At 61.0% G+C, this 16,121-nt stretch carries 17 protein-coding genes; 8 read left to right on the forward strand and 9 right to left on the reverse strand.

All coding sequences use genetic code 11. The annotated features are described in order from the left end of the window. Positions 1–165: 165 nt before the first annotated feature. The 3 genes from ACB039_RS12745 to ilvY form a co-directional block, all read right to left on the reverse strand. Complete coding sequence (locus ACB039_RS12745; RefSeq protein WP_171269414.1) at positions 166–2,739, reverse strand: bifunctional acetate--CoA ligase family protein/GNAT family N-acetyltransferase; 2,574 nt, start codon at positions 2,737–2,739, stop codon at positions 166–168. A 91-nt stretch (positions 2,740–2,830) separates the two neighbouring features. Further along, positions 2,831–3,022: a hypothetical protein gene (locus ACB039_RS12750; protein WP_005323772.1), complete on the reverse strand. Its 192-nt coding sequence runs from the start codon at positions 3,020–3,022 to the stop codon at positions 2,831–2,833. A 102-nt stretch (positions 3,023–3,124) separates the two neighbouring features. Continuing rightward, the gene (gene ilvY, locus ACB039_RS12755; protein ID WP_005323770.1) at positions 3,125–4,018 is read right to left on the reverse strand and encodes an HTH-type transcriptional activator IlvY; all 894 of its coding nucleotides are present in this window, start codon (positions 4,016–4,018) and stop codon (positions 3,125–3,127) included. A gap of 223 nt (positions 4,019–4,241) precedes the next feature. Here ilvY and ilvC point away from each other — a divergent pair, with 223 nt between their 5' ends. Then, positions 4,242–5,723 (forward strand): ketol-acid reductoisomerase, encoded by a 1,482-nt coding sequence (gene ilvC, locus ACB039_RS12760; RefSeq protein ID WP_005323768.1) that lies wholly within the window; start codon positions 4,242–4,244, stop codon positions 5,721–5,723. A gap of 151 nt (positions 5,724–5,874) precedes the next feature. On the opposite strand, the gene pgi is transcribed toward ilvC, so the two are convergent. Then, positions 5,875–7,524, reverse strand: coding sequence for a glucose-6-phosphate isomerase (pgi, locus tag ACB039_RS12765; protein ID WP_171269413.1), 1,650 nt, complete (start codon positions 7,522–7,524; stop codon positions 5,875–5,877). 418 nt (positions 7,525–7,942) lie between these two features. Here pgi and ACB039_RS12770 point away from each other — a divergent pair, with 418 nt between their 5' ends. Further along, positions 7,943–8,131 carry a holin gene (locus tag ACB039_RS12770; protein ID WP_005323764.1) on the forward strand — a complete coding sequence of 63 codons (189 nt, stop codon included), beginning with the start codon at positions 7,943–7,945 and terminating at the stop codon, positions 8,129–8,131. Positions 8,132–8,261: 130 nt separating this feature from the next. On the opposite strand, the gene ACB039_RS12775 is transcribed toward ACB039_RS12770, so the two are convergent. The 4 genes from ACB039_RS12775 to coaBC form a co-directional block, all read right to left on the reverse strand. After that, positions 8,262–9,098, reverse strand: coding sequence for a mechanosensitive ion channel domain-containing protein (locus ACB039_RS12775; protein ID WP_005323762.1), 837 nt, complete (start codon positions 9,096–9,098; stop codon positions 8,262–8,264). A gap of 173 nt (positions 9,099–9,271) precedes the next feature. Further along, a complete protein-coding gene (gene slmA / locus ACB039_RS12780; RefSeq protein ID WP_005323760.1) occupies positions 9,272–9,868 on the reverse strand; it encodes a nucleoid occlusion factor SlmA in 597 nt (198 codons plus the stop codon). Positions 9,869–9,938: 70 nt separating this feature from the next. After that, the gene (gene dut / locus ACB039_RS12785; RefSeq protein ID WP_371165809.1) at positions 9,939–10,397 is read right to left on the reverse strand and encodes a dUTP diphosphatase; all 459 of its coding nucleotides are present in this window, start codon (positions 10,395–10,397) and stop codon (positions 9,939–9,941) included. Between the two features lie 125 nt (positions 10,398–10,522). Beyond that, positions 10,523–11,725, reverse strand: a complete 1,203-nt coding sequence (gene coaBC, locus ACB039_RS12790) for a bifunctional phosphopantothenoylcysteine decarboxylase/phosphopantothenate--cysteine ligase CoaBC (protein WP_171269404.1) — start codon at positions 11,723–11,725, stop codon at positions 10,523–10,525. Positions 11,726–11,872: 147 nt separating this feature from the next. On the opposite strand from coaBC, the gene radC reads away from it, so the two are divergent. The 6 genes from radC to ACB039_RS12820 all read left to right on the forward strand — a co-directional run bounded on the left by radC (position 11,873) and on the right by ACB039_RS12820 (position 15,542). Beyond that, complete coding sequence (radC, locus tag ACB039_RS12795; protein WP_042648929.1) at positions 11,873–12,547, forward strand: DNA repair protein RadC; 675 nt, start codon at positions 11,873–11,875, stop codon at positions 12,545–12,547. 136 nt (positions 12,548–12,683) lie between these two features. Beyond that, complete coding sequence (gene rpmB / locus ACB039_RS12800) at positions 12,684–12,920, forward strand: 50S ribosomal protein L28 (RefSeq protein ID WP_005307492.1); 237 nt, start codon at positions 12,684–12,686, stop codon at positions 12,918–12,920. An 11-nt stretch (positions 12,921–12,931) separates the two neighbouring features. Beyond that, a complete protein-coding gene (rpmG, locus tag ACB039_RS12805) occupies positions 12,932–13,099 on the forward strand; it encodes a 50S ribosomal protein L33 (RefSeq protein ID WP_005323752.1) in 168 nt (55 codons plus the stop codon). Between the two features lie 94 nt (positions 13,100–13,193). After that, positions 13,194–13,649, forward strand: a complete 456-nt coding sequence (locus tag ACB039_RS12810) for a hypothetical protein (RefSeq protein ID WP_171269403.1) — start codon at positions 13,194–13,196, stop codon at positions 13,647–13,649. Between the two features lie 24 nt (positions 13,650–13,673). Next, positions 13,674–14,486 carry a bifunctional DNA-formamidopyrimidine glycosylase/DNA-(apurinic or apyrimidinic site) lyase gene (gene mutM / locus ACB039_RS12815; protein ID WP_171269402.1) on the forward strand — a complete coding sequence of 271 codons (813 nt, stop codon included), beginning with the start codon at positions 13,674–13,676 and terminating at the stop codon, positions 14,484–14,486. A gap of 177 nt (positions 14,487–14,663) precedes the next feature. Further along, entirely contained in the window at positions 14,664–15,542 is an 879-nt protein-coding gene (locus ACB039_RS12820) for a VirK/YbjX family protein (protein ID WP_371165850.1), read from the forward strand. Positions 15,543–15,617: 75 nt separating this feature from the next. Here ACB039_RS12820 and coaD read toward each other — a convergent pair whose 3' ends face one another. After that, the gene (gene coaD, locus ACB039_RS12825) at positions 15,618–16,100 is read right to left on the reverse strand and encodes a pantetheine-phosphate adenylyltransferase (RefSeq protein ID WP_005323744.1); all 483 of its coding nucleotides are present in this window, start codon (positions 16,098–16,100) and stop codon (positions 15,618–15,620) included. Positions 16,101–16,121: the final 21 nt, after the last annotated feature.

A 16,121-nucleotide genomic window follows, 5' to 3' on the forward strand; every position in this document is an offset into this window, starting at 1 on the left:
AAGTGAAACGCGGTAGCGCCGATGGTAGTGTGGCATTCGCCATGCGAGAGTAGGACACTGCCAGGCACCCAATACAAGAAACCCCGCTCAATGAGCGGGGTTTTTTATTGCCTGACATTCGCGGCAGCCATCTATATCTGACTGATTTACAACTGCATCCTATCTTCATCGGCCCTGATCTACACAGGGCAGCACCATATTGACTATGCCGTCTTCCAGCTGGATGTCGATCTGGAAACCCAGCCGTTTGGCCAGGTTGATCATGCCGCGGTTGCTGGGCATGGTCATGCCTGAGAGCTGGCCGATGCCACGTTCCCTGGCGTAGCGCACGATTTTCTCCATCATCAACTTGCCAAGCCCCAACCCCTTTAGGTCGGATCGCACCAGGATGGCAAATTCCGCATCGGACTGGTCCGGATTGGAGATGGCGCGCACCACTCCCAGGATCTGCTGGTTGTAGGGCCCATCCTGCCCCACGGCGACGAAGGCCATCTCCCGGTCGTAATCGATTTGGGTCATGCGGGCCAGTTCTTCATGGCCCAGCTCCCCCACGTCGGCGAAGAAGCGCTTGTATCTGTCTTCATCGGAGACCTTGAGCACGAACTGCTTGTGGGCCGGTTCGTCCTCTGGTCGGATCGGGCGCAGCAGCACATGGTTCTGATCTTTCAGCCAGGCCCCCTCCTCCAGTTCGGTGGGATAGGGGCGAATGGCCAGTGGCAGCATCTGGTGCCCTTCTTCCATCAGCACCAGCCTGGCATCCAGGATCACCATCTCTTCGCCGCAAGCTTGCAGTGGGTGCAGGTCCAGCTCCTGGATCTCGGGGAAGGCCAGCAGCAGTTCGGATAGCTGGCACAGTACCTGGCCGAGGGCATCGATATCGAGTCGTACCGGACTGGCCTGTTCGCGGATCTTGCCATTCTTGAGGGCACCGATGATCTGGTAGCGAGCGAGTGCCTGGTTGAGCGGTGGCAGGGCCGCGACCATCTCGTGGGGTTCGGCACCGGATTCCCCGAGCAGGATGACGGGGCCGAACACAGGATCCTGCTGCAAGCGGATCCTCAGCTCCAGACCCCCGCTGCGGCGCGCCATGCGCTGCACCAGCAGGCCTTCTATTCGGGCCCCTGGGTCGTGCTGGCGGACCCGGTCCAGGATGGCATCCGCCGCCTGGGCCACTTCCGCCGAGGTGCGTAAGTTCAGCATGACGCCGTGTACCTCGGATTTGTGGGCTATATCCGGTGAGCGCAGCTTCACCGCCACCGGGTAGCCTATCTGTTCCGCGGTCAGCGCCGCTTCGATGGCATCGGAAACTATCCAGGTCGACAGGGTGGAAAGGCCTGCCGCCTGCATGATGGGTTGTGCCAGGTGGGTGTCCAGTACCCGCTGCTTGCGATCCAGCGCCTGGCGGAGCAACTGCTGGCAGCGCTCGGCATCGAGCCTGTCCCCTTGCAGGGAGGCGGGGGTCTCCATCAACTGCTTCTGGTTGCGGCGGTATTCCACCATGTGCATGAAGGCGGTGACGGCACTCTCCGGAGTACGGTAAGTCGGGATCCCGGCCTCATTGAACAGACGACGTCCTTCTTGGGCCGAGTATTCTCCCGCCCAGTTGGTCAGGATGTTGAAGCGCCTGGCTCTGGGGTGCTGCTTGAGGAAATCGATCAGACTGCTGGCCAGGGTTGCACCGCGAGCGGTGAGGGAGGGGGCATGGATCAGCAGGATGGCATCAGCTTTGTCTCCTTGCAGCAGCTCGTCCAGCGCGGTTTTGTAGGCCTCCACATCGGCATCGCTGCCTATATCCAGAGGAAGCATGGCCATCTTGCCGCCGCGCGCCAGCAGCACGTCTGCAGCCATGTTGGCCAGGCCACGCCCGTTGGAGAGGATGGCGAGCCGTTCCCCCTTGAGGGTAAGAGAGTGGCTCAGGGTTTCGACGGTGGCAAACAGCTCATGGGTGTCTCGGACCCGCAGCATGCCGGCCCGGCGGATGGCGGCGTCATAGACGTTGTCGAGGCCGTTGGCCGGATCGTGGCGGCCGCTCTTGAGCACCAGGATGGGCTTGTTGCGAGAGGCGGCACGGGCGGCGGAGAGAAAGTGGCGGGCATCGTGCAGTTTGTCCATGTAGATCAGAATGGCGCGGGTTGTCCCGTCGCGGGAGAGCTGATCCAGCAGCTGGCCGAAGTCGATGTCGCAGTGATCACCAAGCGAAACGAAGGCTGAGAAGCCGAGTTCACGCTGTTTGGCCCAGTCGAGGATGGTGGTACTGACTGCCGCGGATTGCGACAGGAAGGCAACCTGTCCCGGGGTGGCGGCAATGGGGGAGAAGCTTGCGTTAATACCCTGCCCAGGCAACAACATACCCATGCTGTTGGGGCCGAGCAGGCGGATGCCGTATTGCTGGCAGAGCTGCCTGAGCCGCTGGCGCTCGTCGCCAGAGAACTGAGCCGCCAGTATGATGGCCGCTCCGGTTCCTTTCTTGCCTAGCTCCTCGATGAGCGGTAGTACCCGTTCGTGCCGGGTGCAGACGATGGCAAGATCCGGGGAGAGGGGCAGGCTGGCGATATCGGGATAAGCGAGCACGCCGGCGATGGCCCGGCTGTGGGGGCTGACCGGCAGTATGGGGCCCTTGAACTGGCCAGCGAGCAGATGCCGGATGACCACATGGCCAGCTTTCTGCGGGTCACTGGAGGCACCGATGACGGCAATCGATTGGGGTTTGAAGAGCCGATCCAGGCCGCTTGGTTTCATGGGCACTCCTCGTGACGACCCCCGGTGGTGAGGGTGACGGATGGTGCCAGTCTAATACGCTTTCGGTGTTCGTTCTGTGACCCATTGCGGATCACGATCGGGTCAGGGCATTGGCACGGAGATAAAATCTCAGCTCACCCTGGATACGCCGCACCGTGGCCAGGTGCCTGTCCTGCACATAGACCTCCTGCTCCCGATCGAGCGGGGTGTGCTGGACTCCGAGGCTCTGCAGATACTCTGCAAACAGGATGGCGCTCTGGATTTCGACAAGATGCTGGCTCACGGCATGGCCCTTTGTAGTGGATGGGTTTGCCGGCCAGTGTCCCCTCTTCTCCAGGGCTTTCATACTGACACATTTGACGCTGATGTGGGGTCAGCCTCTGGGTCAGCGCAGCCCTCCCTGACCGCGGGCTGTGTCCCAGAAGGCCCGGATCAGCGGCTCCTCCAGCCGCTTCTTGAGCACGGCGATCCCCACGTCGAACGGCTTGAGGGCGGGCTTGGGCTCGACGATGCGTACCTTGTCCCCCATGGGGCTGTGGTCGATCACGGCGGCAGGCACCAGCCCCACTCCGAAGCCGAGCGCCACCATGGCGACAATCCCCTCGTTGCCAGCTACCTCGGCATAAATGTTGGGGGCGATCCCCTTGTTGCGAAACCACTGGTCACAGCGTTTGCGAGCCAATCCCTGCTCCGAGAGGATGAGCGGCAGCCGCTCCCAGTCGGGTTCTCCCTGCGAGAACCACTGGCTTGACTGCGGAGCGGCCCGGGGAGCGATAAACACCAGCGGCACCTGCTGCAGGCTGGCAAACTCCAGCTTGGAGGAGAGGGCATCCGGGCGGGCGGCAATGGCCAGATCGGCCTCGTCGGCCAGGATCTTGTCCACCGCCAGCGCAGGGTCGCCGGTCTCCAGCTTGATCTCCAGCTGGGGATAGCGGCGGCGAAAGCGCTCCAGCACCTCGGGCAGCAGGAAGTAGCTGGCGGTGACCGAGCAGAAGACCCGCAGCCGACCCTGTAGCGGCTCGTCGCTGCGCCTGAGCTCCTGCTTGAGCCGCCGCCACTCCTGCAGCAGGCTGCCACCGAACTCCCTCAGCTTCTCTCCCGCCGGGGTGAGCCGTACGCTGCGGTTGTCCCGTTCGAACAGCACGCAGCCGGTCTCCTGCTCCAACCGCTGGATGGCGCGGCTCAGGGTGGAGGGGCTGACCGCCATGGCGTCGGCGCTCTTGCCGAAGTGGAGGGAGTCGGCGAGGTGGAGAAACAGTTCGAGATTGCGAAGGTCCATCTTTGAATTCCTGCAACGGCGCTTGTGCCGACCATATACCGTCAGGCCGCAAGCCCCCGAGATGCACTAGGTGGGAAAACGGCCTGAGAATGCCAAGAGTCACATTTCAATTTCTGCAACGTACTGTTTCGAATATATCAGTTCAGGCAATAAGTGTCCCGCGCTATAGTGGTTTGGACAACGCCGCTACCCGGCATGGAATCAATCGAACGGAGCAATCACCATGGCTAACTATTTCAACACCTTGAACCTGCGTCAGCAGTTGGCCCAGCTGGGCAAGTGTCGTTTCATGCAGCGCGAGGAGTTCGCTGACGGTTGTGCGGCGCTCAAAGGCAAGAAGGTGGTGATTGTGGGCTGTGGCGCCCAGGGTCTGAACCAGGGTCTGAACATGCGCGACTCCGGGCTGGACATCTCCTATGCCCTGCGCAAGGCCGCCATCACCGAGAAGCGCGCCTCCTGGCAGAAGGCCACCGACAACGGCTTCGTCGTCGGTACCTATGAAGATCTGATCCCGACCGCCGATCTGGTACTGAACCTGACCCCGGACAAGCAGCACTCCGACGTGGTGAAGACAGTCATGCCGCTGATGAAGCAGGGCGCCGCCCTGGGTTACTCCCACGGCTTCAACGTGGTGGAAGAGGGTCAGCAGATCCGCGCTGACATCACCGTCGTCATGGTGGCGCCCAAGTGCCCGGGCACCGAGGTGCGTGAAGAGTACAAGCGTGGCTTCGGCGTACCGACCCTGATCGCCGTTCACCCTGAGAACGATCCCCAGGGCGAAGGCATGGCCATTGCCAAGGCGTGGGCCTCCGCCACCGGCGGCGACCGTGCCGGCGTGCTGGAATCCTCCTTCGTGGCGGAAGTCAAATCCGACCTGATGGGCGAGCAGACCATCCTCTGCGGCATGCTGCAGGCCGGTTCCCTGCTCTGCTACGACAAGCTGGTCGCCGAGGGCACTGACCCGGCCTACGCCGGCAAGCTGATCCAGTTCGGCTGGGAAACCATCACCGAGGCCCTGAAGCAGGGCGGCATCAGCCTGATGATGGACCGGCTGTCCAACCCGGCCAAGCTGCGCGCCTTCGAGCTCTCCGAGCAGCTGCGCACCCTGATGCGTCCGCTGTTCGAGAAGCACATGGATGACATCATCGCCGGCGAGTTCTCCCGCGGCATGATGGCCGACTGGGCCGAAGACGACGCCAAGCTGTTCGGCTGGCGCGAAGAGACCGGCAAGTCCGCCTTCGAGAATGCTCCTGCCTATTCGGGCAAGATCGCCGAGCAGGAGTACTTCGACAATGGCGTGGTCATGGTGGCCATGGTCAAGGCGGGTGTCGAGCTGGCGTTCGAAACCATGGTGGCCTCCGGCATCTATGAAGAGTCCGCCTACTACGAATCCCTGCACGAGCTGCCGCTGATCGCCAACACAGTCGCTCGCAAGCGTCTGTACGAGATGAACGTGGTTATCTCAGATACCGCGGAGTACGGCAACTACCTGTTCGCCAACGCCGCCGTGCCGCTGCTGCGCGAGCACTTTATGCCGACCCTGCAAGCGGGGGACTTGGGTAGCGCCCGTGCCGAGAGCAAGGCTGTGGACAACCAGGCACTGCTGGCCGCGAACGAAGCGACTCGCAATCACCCCATCGAGAAGATCGGCCAGACCCTGCGTGGCTACATGAAAGACATGAAGCGCATCGCCGTCGGCGGTTAATGCCGGCGATGGAAGGGTGGGGGTGACGATCCCCGTCTTCTGGCTGGCTTAGACACCTGGCCAGATCTCTACAGGATGGCAACGCCGGCTCCCGGCAATAAAAAGCCCCGCTCACTGAGCGGGGCTTTCGCATTCATAAAGAACTGAAAAATCAGGCCTTCCAGGATTTCCAGGTATTGATCAGACCGTTGGTGGAGCAGTCGTGGCTGGTGACAGCCTCGTTATTGCCCAGCTCCGGCAGGATCTTGTTGGCCAGCTGTTTGCCCAGCTCCACGCCCCACTGATCGAAGCTGAAGATGTTCCAGATTGCACCCTGTACGAAGATCTTGTGCTCGTACATAGCGATCAGGGCACCCAAGGTGTTCGGGGTCAGGCTCTTGAACAGGATGGAGTTGGTCGGGCGGTTGCCTTCGAACACCTTGAACGGCACCAGATCCTTGACCTGCTCCAGCGTCTTGCCGGCTGCCAGGAACTCGGCTTCGACCTGCTCCTTGCTCTTGCCGAAGGCCAGCGCCTCGGTCTGGGCGAAGAAGTTGGCCAGCAGTTTCGGATGATGGTCACCGATCGGGTTGTGGCTGATAGCCGGTGCCAGGAAGTCACAGGGGATCAGCTTGGTGCCCTGGTGGATCAGCTGGTAGAAGGCGTGCTGGCCGTTGGTGCCCGGCTCACCCCAGATGATGGGGCCAGTCTGGTAATCAACAGGCTTACCGTTGCGATCCACGTACTTGCCGTTGGATTCCATGTTGCCCTGCTGGAAGTAGGCAGGGAAGCGGTGCATGTACTGATCGTAGGGCAGGATGGCTTCAGACTCGGCGCCGTAGAAGTTGTTGTACCACAGGCCAATCAGCGCCAACAGCACCGGCACGTTCTGCTCATAGGAGGCAGTAGCGAAGTGCATGTCCATCTCGAAGGCACCTTGCAGCAGGGCTTCGAAATTTTCAAAGCCGACGGACAGGGCGATGGGCATGCCGATGGCAGACCAGGAGGAGTAGCGGCCGCCAACCCAGTCCCAGAACTCGAACATGTTGTTGGTGTCGATACCGAACTCGGCCACGGCCTTGCCGTTGGTGGAGAGCGCAGCGAAGTGCTTGGCGACGTGGGCCTTGTCACCGGCGATGTTGATGAACCAGTCGCGGGCGGTCAGGGCGTTGGTCATGGTCTCCTGAGTGGTGAAGGTCTTGGAGGCCACCAGGAACAGGGTGGTTTCCGGATCGATCTTCTTGAGAGTCTCGGCGATGTGGGTGCCATCGACGTTGGAGACGAAGTGCATCTGCAGGTGATTTTTGTAGGGGCGCAGCGCCTCGGTGATCATCACAGGGCCGAGATCGGAGCCACCGATACCGATGTTGACCACGTGCTGGATCGCCTTGCCGGTGTAGCCTTTCCACTCGCCTGAGATGATCTTCTCGCAGAAGCCTTTCATCTTGGCCAGTACGGCCTTCACTTCCGGCATCACATCCTTGCCATCGCTTTCGATGGGGCGGTCGGAGCGGTTGCGCAGGGCCACATGCAGTACGGAGCGCCCTTCAGTCATGTTGATCTTCTCGCCATTGAACATGGCATCGATCGCGCTGCGAAGATCGGTCTCTTTGGCCAGATCAACCAGCAACTTGAGGGTCTCCTCGGTGATCAGGTTCTTGGAGTAGTCGACCAGGATGTCGCCTTGATAGGTGAGGGAGAACTTGTCGAAACGCTGGGGATCCTGGGCGAACAGATCTTTCAGCCGGGTCTCTTTGTTCGCTGCAAAGTGGGCTTCCAGCGCCTGCCAGGCCTGGGTCTGGGTTGGATTGATGTTTTTCATAGGATTATCAGTCTTCCAAGTTGTGTATGAACCTTGCAGGCAAGGCTCCCGCCAAACCTTATTATTCGAGCATTATACCGGGCCCATTGCGCGGCCCATGTAACAGAGCTTTACCAATTGTCTGCCATCGAAGGAGTTTACAACCAAAACGCTGCGATTATGAGTCACTCATGGCCAGGGGATCTTGAGTTTGCTCATACTTCACCCGGCTTGCACGGGTTGAAAGGGCTTTCATCTATGGCTGGTCGCGACTTGTTGCCTGGCAAGTTCGTGTTACAGCTAAAGGGGTATCTGACAGCCGCTTTTTGGCTCGTTTTATGAGCAGGCGCAAATTGTCAGGGTTGGGTCTTGGCTAGCATATGAGCCGAATGGACGAGATCTCCCAGGGATGGCCACTGTCGGGAATGAGGAGATCGCAATGAAAGCTGTGTTGTCCCTGTTTGCCCTGAGCCTGATCGCCACCGGCCTCATCGGTCTGCTGACCATGGTACTGACCAGTGCGGCGCCGACCTTGCCGTTACGGGTGCTGGCGGTGATCGGTGCGGTGCTGGGGGGTTATGTGTTGGTGCAACCGCTGCTCAACCGGGTCGCACGCCGACTGGTGTAGTGGCGCCGATCCCTGTTTGCCGAGAACAAAGTCCGGCCCACATGGCCGGATTTTTTATGTCCGTCAGCGGGGACCGGAAATGATAATGCCAGCCCGGAGGCTGGCATTATGCGTTGCAGCGGAACCGTGATCACGCCTGCGGTTTTTGCATGTGCATCACCATCTGGGGGAAGGGGATCTCGACGCCCTCGGCATCGAAGGTCAGTTTCACCTTCTCGTGGAAGTCGAACCAGACACCCCAGTAATCGCCCGTCTTGACCCAGGGACGCACCACGATATTGACCGAGGAGTCGGCCAGTGCAGCGACGGCGATGACGGCTTCCGGGTCTTTCAGGATGCGCGAGTCCTCGTTCACCAGTCGCTCCAGGATCTGCTTGGCCTTGCGCAGGTCGGAGCCGTAGCCGATGCCGAAGGTCATGTCGACCCGGCGGGTATCCATGCGCGAGTAGTTGACGATGGTGCCGTTGAGGATGGCGGAGTTCGGCACCACCACCATCTTGTTGTCACCGGAAGTGAGGGTGGTGGTGAACAGCTGGACGGATTGCACCACGCCATTGGTGCCGGCCACCTCGATGAATTCACCGGCCTTGATGGGGCGGAAGATGATCAGCAGGAAACCGGCGGCGAAGTTGGAGAGCGAACCCTGCAGCGCCAGACCGATGGCCAGACCGGCAGCACCGATAATGGCGACGAAGGAGGCGGTCTGCACCCCGACCCGGCCCAGGGCGGCGATCACTACGAACACCAGGATGGTGTACTTGAGGATGCTGCCGACGAAGTGGGTGACTGTGGTATCCAGCTTGCGGGTCTGCATCACCTTGACCACGGCGCTGCTGATGAGGTTGGCGGCGATGTAACCGATCAGCAGGGTGAGCAGGGCGGCGGCGATGTTGACCGCGTACTCGATGATCAGCCCCTGGTTGTTGACCAGCCAGGTCTGCGCTTCGGTAATGATCTCGGGTTCCATAGGATGTCCTGTTGATATGAAGGTTTATGGCGCATGAATCTAACACCGGAACGCGACAGCCTGGGTCGCATCTGATACTCGTCTCTCTCTTGTGCCACAAAAAGCAAGGGAGGCCAAGGCCTCCCTCTTAGTCGCAACCCCTGTGGTGTATGAGGCGCATGTGATGTACGAACTCAGCTCTGTAGAAGTTGGCTACGCATAAACTGCCACTGATCCTCGAACCCGGCGGTGGGCTTGAGCTTGAACTCGGAGCGGACGAACTGGCTGATGCGGCCCTCGGCATAGGCCAGCAGCAGGTTGGCCAGCATGGTCTCATCGAGCTGGAAGCCTTGGCCTTCCCGCAGACGCTTCTCTCTCAGTGCCTGCTTGAGCTGGGTCTCCAGCTTGTCAAACAGGGCGCTGATGCGATCCCGCAGCCGATCGTGCTCGCCAAGCAGGGCATCGCCGTTGAGGATGCGGGTGATGCCGGGATTACGCTCGGCGAACACCAGCAGCAGCTGCAGTATATGGTGGCAGCGGGCCATGGTGTCCTTCTCTTCGGCCATGATCAGGTTGACCCGTGACAGCAGGGAATCCTCGATAAAGTCGATCAGCCCCTCGAACATCCGCGCCTTGCTCGGAAAGTGTCGATAGAGGGCCGCCTCGGACACACCTACCTCGGCCGCGAGGCGCGCCGTGGTGATGCGCTGGCCCGGACTGGTTTCCAGCATGTGGGCGAGTGCCTGCAGGATCTGATCGCGCCGACTCTGTTTCTGGTTACTGCTTGCCATGGATTCCCCTAAAAAAACAATGGCTTGATTCTGTTATTAGACACAAACCCCAAGGGGTTGTGTGGTCTTGTTATTGGCGACCAGAAGAACCAAACCCGCCTTCACCCCGTTCACTCTGATTGAATTCGTCGACCAGCTGGAAGCTGGCCTGCACCACGGGCAGGATCATCAGCTGGGCGATGCGTTCGCCGGGCTGCATGGTGAAGCTGTCGTTGCCGCGATTCCAGACTGAGACCATCAGCTGGCCCTGGTAATCGGAATCGATGAGGCCGACCAGGTTGCCGAGCACGATGCCGTGCTTATGGCCGAGGCCGGAGCGGGGCAAGATGGTGGCGCACAGACCCGGATCCTGAATGTGGATGGCCAGTCCGGTCGGCACCAGGGTGGTGTCGCCCGGTGCCAGCGTGATCGGTGCATCCAGCAGGGCGCGCAGATCCATACCGGCGGAACCCGGGGTGGCGTAGGCAGGCAGCGGGAATTCTGTGCCGATGCGGGCATCCAGGATTTTCAGTTCAATTTGTGTGTTCATAAATCGTTTTTCAGTTGGATCGCCAGGGGCGATCGAGTGGTTCAGCGGGTGCTTGTGTGGGCACTCGCATGTTCAATACGATCCGTGTCGCCACGACGCTTTCGTCTGTGGAAATGGCCCAGGGCTCAGGGTCGATAATGGCGTGCAATCAGGGCCACAAGGTGACGAGCCAGCGTCAGCTTATCGGCCAGGGGCAGGGCAGCTTGACCCCCTTGCCAGAAGACGGTCAGGGCATTGTCATCGGCGTTGAAGCCTTGACCTGCACGGGACACGTCGTTGGCGGCGATCATATCCAGCCGCTTACGTCGCAGTTTGTCGAGGGCGTATTGTTCCACATCCACAGTTTCGGCGGCAAATCCGACGGTGAAGGGTTTGTCTGACAAGGCTCCCACGGCGGCGATGATGTCGGGATTCTTGACCAGGGTCAGCGTCATCTGGTCGTTGTCGCCGGTCTTCTTGATCTTCTGGCTGGCGACCTGGGCAGGGCGATAGTCCGCCACGGCGGCGCAGCCGATAAAGAGATCGCAGTCACCGATCCTGCTCATCACAGCTTCGTGCATCTGCAGGGCGCTCTCCACGTCGACCCGCTCAACTCCCTGGGGGGCGGCAAGGGCGACCGGGCCGCTCACCAGGGTCACCTCGGCACCCGCCTCACGGGCGGCGCGAGCGATGGCGTAACCCATCTTGCCTGAGCTGTGGTTGCTGATGTAGCGCACCGGATCCAGCGCCTCGCGGGTCGGCCCTGCGGTGAGCAGCAGTTTGACCCCCGCCAGCAATGGCTCGGCAGTCAGCTGCTGGCAGCAGCGCTCCACCAGTTCGAGGGGATCCAGCATCCGGCCCGGGCCCACGTCGCCGCAGGCCTGGCTGCCGGAGTCCGGCCCCCACAGCAGGATGCCACGGCTGGCCAGGGTATCGAGATTGGCCTGGGTGGCGGCGTTGCGGAACATCTGCTGGTTCATGGCCGGAGCCAGCGCGACGGTTGCCGGGGTGGCCAGGCAGAGGGTGGTCAGCAGTTCATCCGCCATGCCAGCGGCCATGCGTGCCATCAGGTTGGCGCTGGCGGGCGCGATCAGCACCAGATCGGCCCACTTTGCCAGCTCGATGTGGCCCATGCCCGCCTCGGCGGCCGGATCCAGCAGGCTGTCGGCGACCGGGTGGCCGGAGACGGCCTGCAGGGTCAGGGGAGTGATGAACTCCTTGGCGGAGCGGGTCATCACCACCCGCACCTCGGCCCCCTGATCTTTCAGGCGGCGTACCAGCTCGGCACTCTTGTAGGCGGCGATCCCGCCACTGACACCCAACAGGATGCGTTTATCGGCCAATCTCATCTGCTGCTTCTCTTTCGGCTCACTCTGACTGGTCGGCTAAGATAGCACAGGCGATGGACGACGACAGAGGTTGACATGGGGGAGTTGTGGTCGGGCTCCCGCGATTTTTTGCTATGTTTTCTCTCAATAGCCATGGGGGAGAGACAAATGAGCATCAAGGAGTGGCCGGAAGATGAGCGCCCCCGGGAGAAGCTGTTGCGCCGTGGAGCTGGGGTGCTGTCCGATGCGGAATTGCTGGCGATCTTCCTGCGCACCGGGGTCAGCGGCCTGAGCGCGGTGGATCTTTCCCGCCAGCTGTTGCAGCAGTTCGGATCCCTGCGGGCATTGCTCGGTGCCGAGCAACAGGCTTTTTGCGGCGCTCACGGGTTGGGGCCGGCCAAATATGCCCAGTTGCAGGCGGTGCTGGAGATGGGCAGACGGCATCTTGCCGAGCAGTTGCAACGGGGGGAGGCCCTCACGTCCCCTCAGCTGACCCGGGAGTATTTGCAGGCTCAACTGCGGGACAGGCCGCGGGAGGTGTTTGCGTTGTTATTGCTCGATAACCAGCACAGAGTGATTCAATTTGTTGAACTTTTCTACGGCACCCTGGATTCGGCGAGCGTCTGGCCCAGGGAAATCGTGCAGATCGCGCTCAAACATAATGCAGCCGCCGTGATTCTGGCGCATAATCACCCGTCCGGCGTAGCCGAGCCCAGTCGGGCCGACCGCCAGATCACGGATCGGATCCTGGCCGCCCTGGCCTTGGTCGATATCAGAGTGCTGGATCACTTGGTGATCGGTGACGGCATCACGGTTTCTTTCGCAGAGCGTGGTTGGTTATGACTGGGCTCTGGCACTGTATTAGTTGATCTTTGATCACGGATGCTGTATAAAATGCCGCCTTCTGTTTGCCCCGCAATCGAAGGCCAGCGGGGCAGATATTTGCTCGAGCAATGAAGTAAGATTTGGAGAGACTGACATGTCTAGAGTATGCCAAGTAACCGGCAAGCGCCCGGCAGTTGGTAACAACCGTTCGCACGCTAACAACGCTACCAAGCGTCGTTTCCTGCCGAACCTGCACACTCACCGTTTTTGGGTTGAGAGTGAAAAACGCTTCGTAAGCCTGCGCGTATCCGCAAAAGGCATGCGTATCATCGACAAGCGCGGCGTTGAAGTGGTTCTGGCTGAACTGCGTGCCAGCGGCGTTAAGGTATAAGGAATTAGATCATGGCTAAAGGTATTCGCGATAAGATTCGCCTGAACTCCAGCGCCGGTACTGGTCACTTCTATACCACTACCAAGAACAAGCGCACCATGCCCGAAAAAATGGAGATCAAGAAATTTGATCCCGTTATTCGTCAGCATGTGATCTACAAGGAAGGCAAAATCAAGTAATCACTTGATGCTGCATTCCCAAAAAACCCGGCTTAGTGCCGGGTTTTTTTATGGATGGAATTCAGTACACTGCCGCTTCAAAGGGAGGCTTGCCATGTTCAAATTGAGCCGTAAAGGCTGGAATAACGTGATCATAGTGGTGGTGCTGATAGTGATCACCCTGCTGCACCGGCTGGAGCAAGCCCAGCAGGAGAACAGCGCCCAGCGGTCCCGTCCCCTGCTGCCCGAGTCTGCCGTGGTGTTGACCTGGCAGGGGCCGAGCTGGCAGATAGAGCGGATCGGCCAGGGTTGGCGCAGCGGGCCGGATCTGGGGCTCAGCAGCGCCCAGCTGGCCGCCCGCATCGAGACATGGCAAGGCTGGCTGTTGCCCCCGGGCGGGGCCGTGCGCGGCACCCCTGTCACCCTCAAGATATGGGTCGCCGGCCAGAGCGATCCGGTTGAAGTGGGGCTCTATCAGGATGACGGCAAGTTTGCCGCCCTGCTACCCCCCTCGACCTGGCTCACCCTGAGCCAGGAGCAGTACCGCGATCTGCTGCGTCCTGCCCCCTGAGTTCCTTTTCCTTACGAGGTGCCCATGCCTGAATTGCCAGAAGTTGAAGTCAGTCGTCAGGGGATCTCCCCCTGGCTCACCGGTATCAAGGTGACGCGTGTAGTGGTGCGGGATGGCCGCCTGCGCTGGCCGATCCCCGGTGAAATTCAGGAGCTGGTGGACCTCACCATCCATCGGGTGCGTCGCCGCGCCAAATACCTGCTGCTGGAGACCGATTTCGGCACCGCCATCCTCCATTTGGGGATGTCCGGCAGCCTGCGGGTGCTGGATATCGGCACCCCGGCCGAGAAGCACGACCACGTTGATATCGAGCTGGAGAATGGCAAGCTGTTGCGGCTCAACGATCCGCGCCGCTTCGGCGCCCTGCTCTGGACCCGTGAACCGGCCGAAGCCCACGCGCTGCTCGCCAAGCTGGGGCCTGAGCCGCTCACCGATGCCTTCAATGCCGATTACCTGCGCGATCGCGCCAAGGGGCGCAGCACCGCCATCAAGCAGTTCCTGATGGACAATCAGGTGGTGGTCGGGGTGGGCAACATCTACGCCAACGAGGCGCTCTATGCCGCCGGCATTCACCCCAAGCGGGCGGCAGGCAATATCAGCGGCGAGCGGTTGGGGACCCTGGTGGCCGAGATAAAACGGGTGCTGGCCGAAGCCATCAGGCAGGGAGGCACCACCCTCAAGGATTTCACCAGTGCCGACGGCAAGCCGGGCTATTTCGTGCAGCAGTTGCAGGTCTATGGCCGGGGCGGCCAGCCCTGTTTCCACTGCCATACCTTGCTGACCGAGGTGAGGATGGGCCAGAGAACCACTGTGTTCTGCTCCCACTGCCAACGCTGAATTACCGTTTTTTGGGCCATATCCTGCCAAGTTGTAAGAGAGTATTGCCAGTCTGTTGATGCCGCTTTCGTCCATGACTACTATCTCGCCAGTTCAGGCTGCGAGGTAATAAAAATGACAGCAAAATCAATAGACTGGGATCATTTATCCCGGCAGGGGCACTATTGCGCCCAGAAAATGGCCCGCTTCCTTTATCCCGATGACAGCGCCCGCAAGACCTTCAATCGCGGCAAGTTCGTGCTGCGCAGTCTGCTCTACCGGTCGCAGTTGAGCCGGGTGTTCGAGCTGTTTCAGACAGAACCCCTGAGGGCCCTGCCTGCCCACTATCCCGAGCTGCTCGACAAGCCGATGCGGCCCTATCGCTTCGCCTGCTCGACCGTGAACCAGCGAGTCAGGATGGTGGAGGATCACTACCGGCTGCTGCTGGCCCGTTATCCCGATCTCATCGACCCACTCTATCTGGGGGAGGGGATCGAACTCGGCCGTTACCCCGAGGGTGGCTGTCGCCTGGTGCTGCGCCACGACGGCACCTTCCGCCGAGAGGCCGAGCTGGCCCTCTCCATCGTCAACGATCAGGGGGAACGGCTCTACAGCTGCGCCTTCTCGCTGGCGGGCAGCGAGCACGAGCTGGCGCTGGTGATAGGCTCGGTGCAGGGGCCCGAGCCCGGTGTCGAGCAACCCCAAGAGCAGGTACGGGCCCTGACCAAGGCGGGACATGGCCTGAGACCCAAGTCGCTGGTGGTGATGCTGGTGATGGCGCTGGCCGGGGCCATGGGGGCCAGCCGTGTCTCGGCCGTGCGAATGAAGGCGCACATCTTCCAGGCCAGACGCTACAGCAAGAAGAAAAAAGCCTGCCTGCAGGCGGATTATGACGAGCTGTGGCAGGAGTTCGGTGCCCTGGATCAGGATGCCAACTTCGTGCGGTTGCAACCCGTGGTACGCAAGCCGCTGGAGGAGGTGGCCGCCAAGAAGCGAGCCATGTACCGGCGTCGCTACGCCTGGCTGGACGAGCTGGCGCTCAACTGTCAGCAGGCGCTGCACCGCGCACCGGGCTGACGGCCGGGACGGGAGACAGGGGCCGCGTCAGTTGCCCCGACAAACAGGCTACCCTCGGGTAGCCTGTTTGCGTTGTCACTTTCCCTGTTTGGCGGAGATGGCCTGGGCCACCAGGGGATCGACGAACTGGTGGATGTCGCCGCCGTGCAGGGCGACTTCCTTCACCAGGGTGGAGGAGATGAAGGAGTTCTCTTCGGCCGGGGTGAGGAAGACGCTCTCCAGCTCCGGCATCAGGCGGCGGTTCATGTTGGCCAGCTGGAATTCGTACTCGAAGTCGGAGACGGCACGCAGGCCCCGGATCAGCACGTTGGCCTGCTGCTCCCTGGCAAAATCCACCAGCAGGCCGGAGAAGCCCACCACCTTGACGTTGGGCAGATGGGCGGTCACCTGCTGAGCCAGCAGGACGCGCTCCGCCAGATCGAACAGCGGCCGCTTGCTTGGGCTGTTGGCGACCCCGACCACCACCTCGTCAAACAGCCTGGCGGCCCGGCCAATCAGGTCGGTGTGGCCGTTGGTGATGGGGTCGAAGGTGCCGGGATAGATTACCTTGTTGGTCATGCTGCTGATTCCTGCAACCGG

This window comes from Aeromonas sp. S2(2024), assembly GCF_041402505.1.
Lineage (GTDB): Bacteria > Pseudomonadota > Gammaproteobacteria > Enterobacterales > Aeromonadaceae > Aeromonas > Aeromonas media.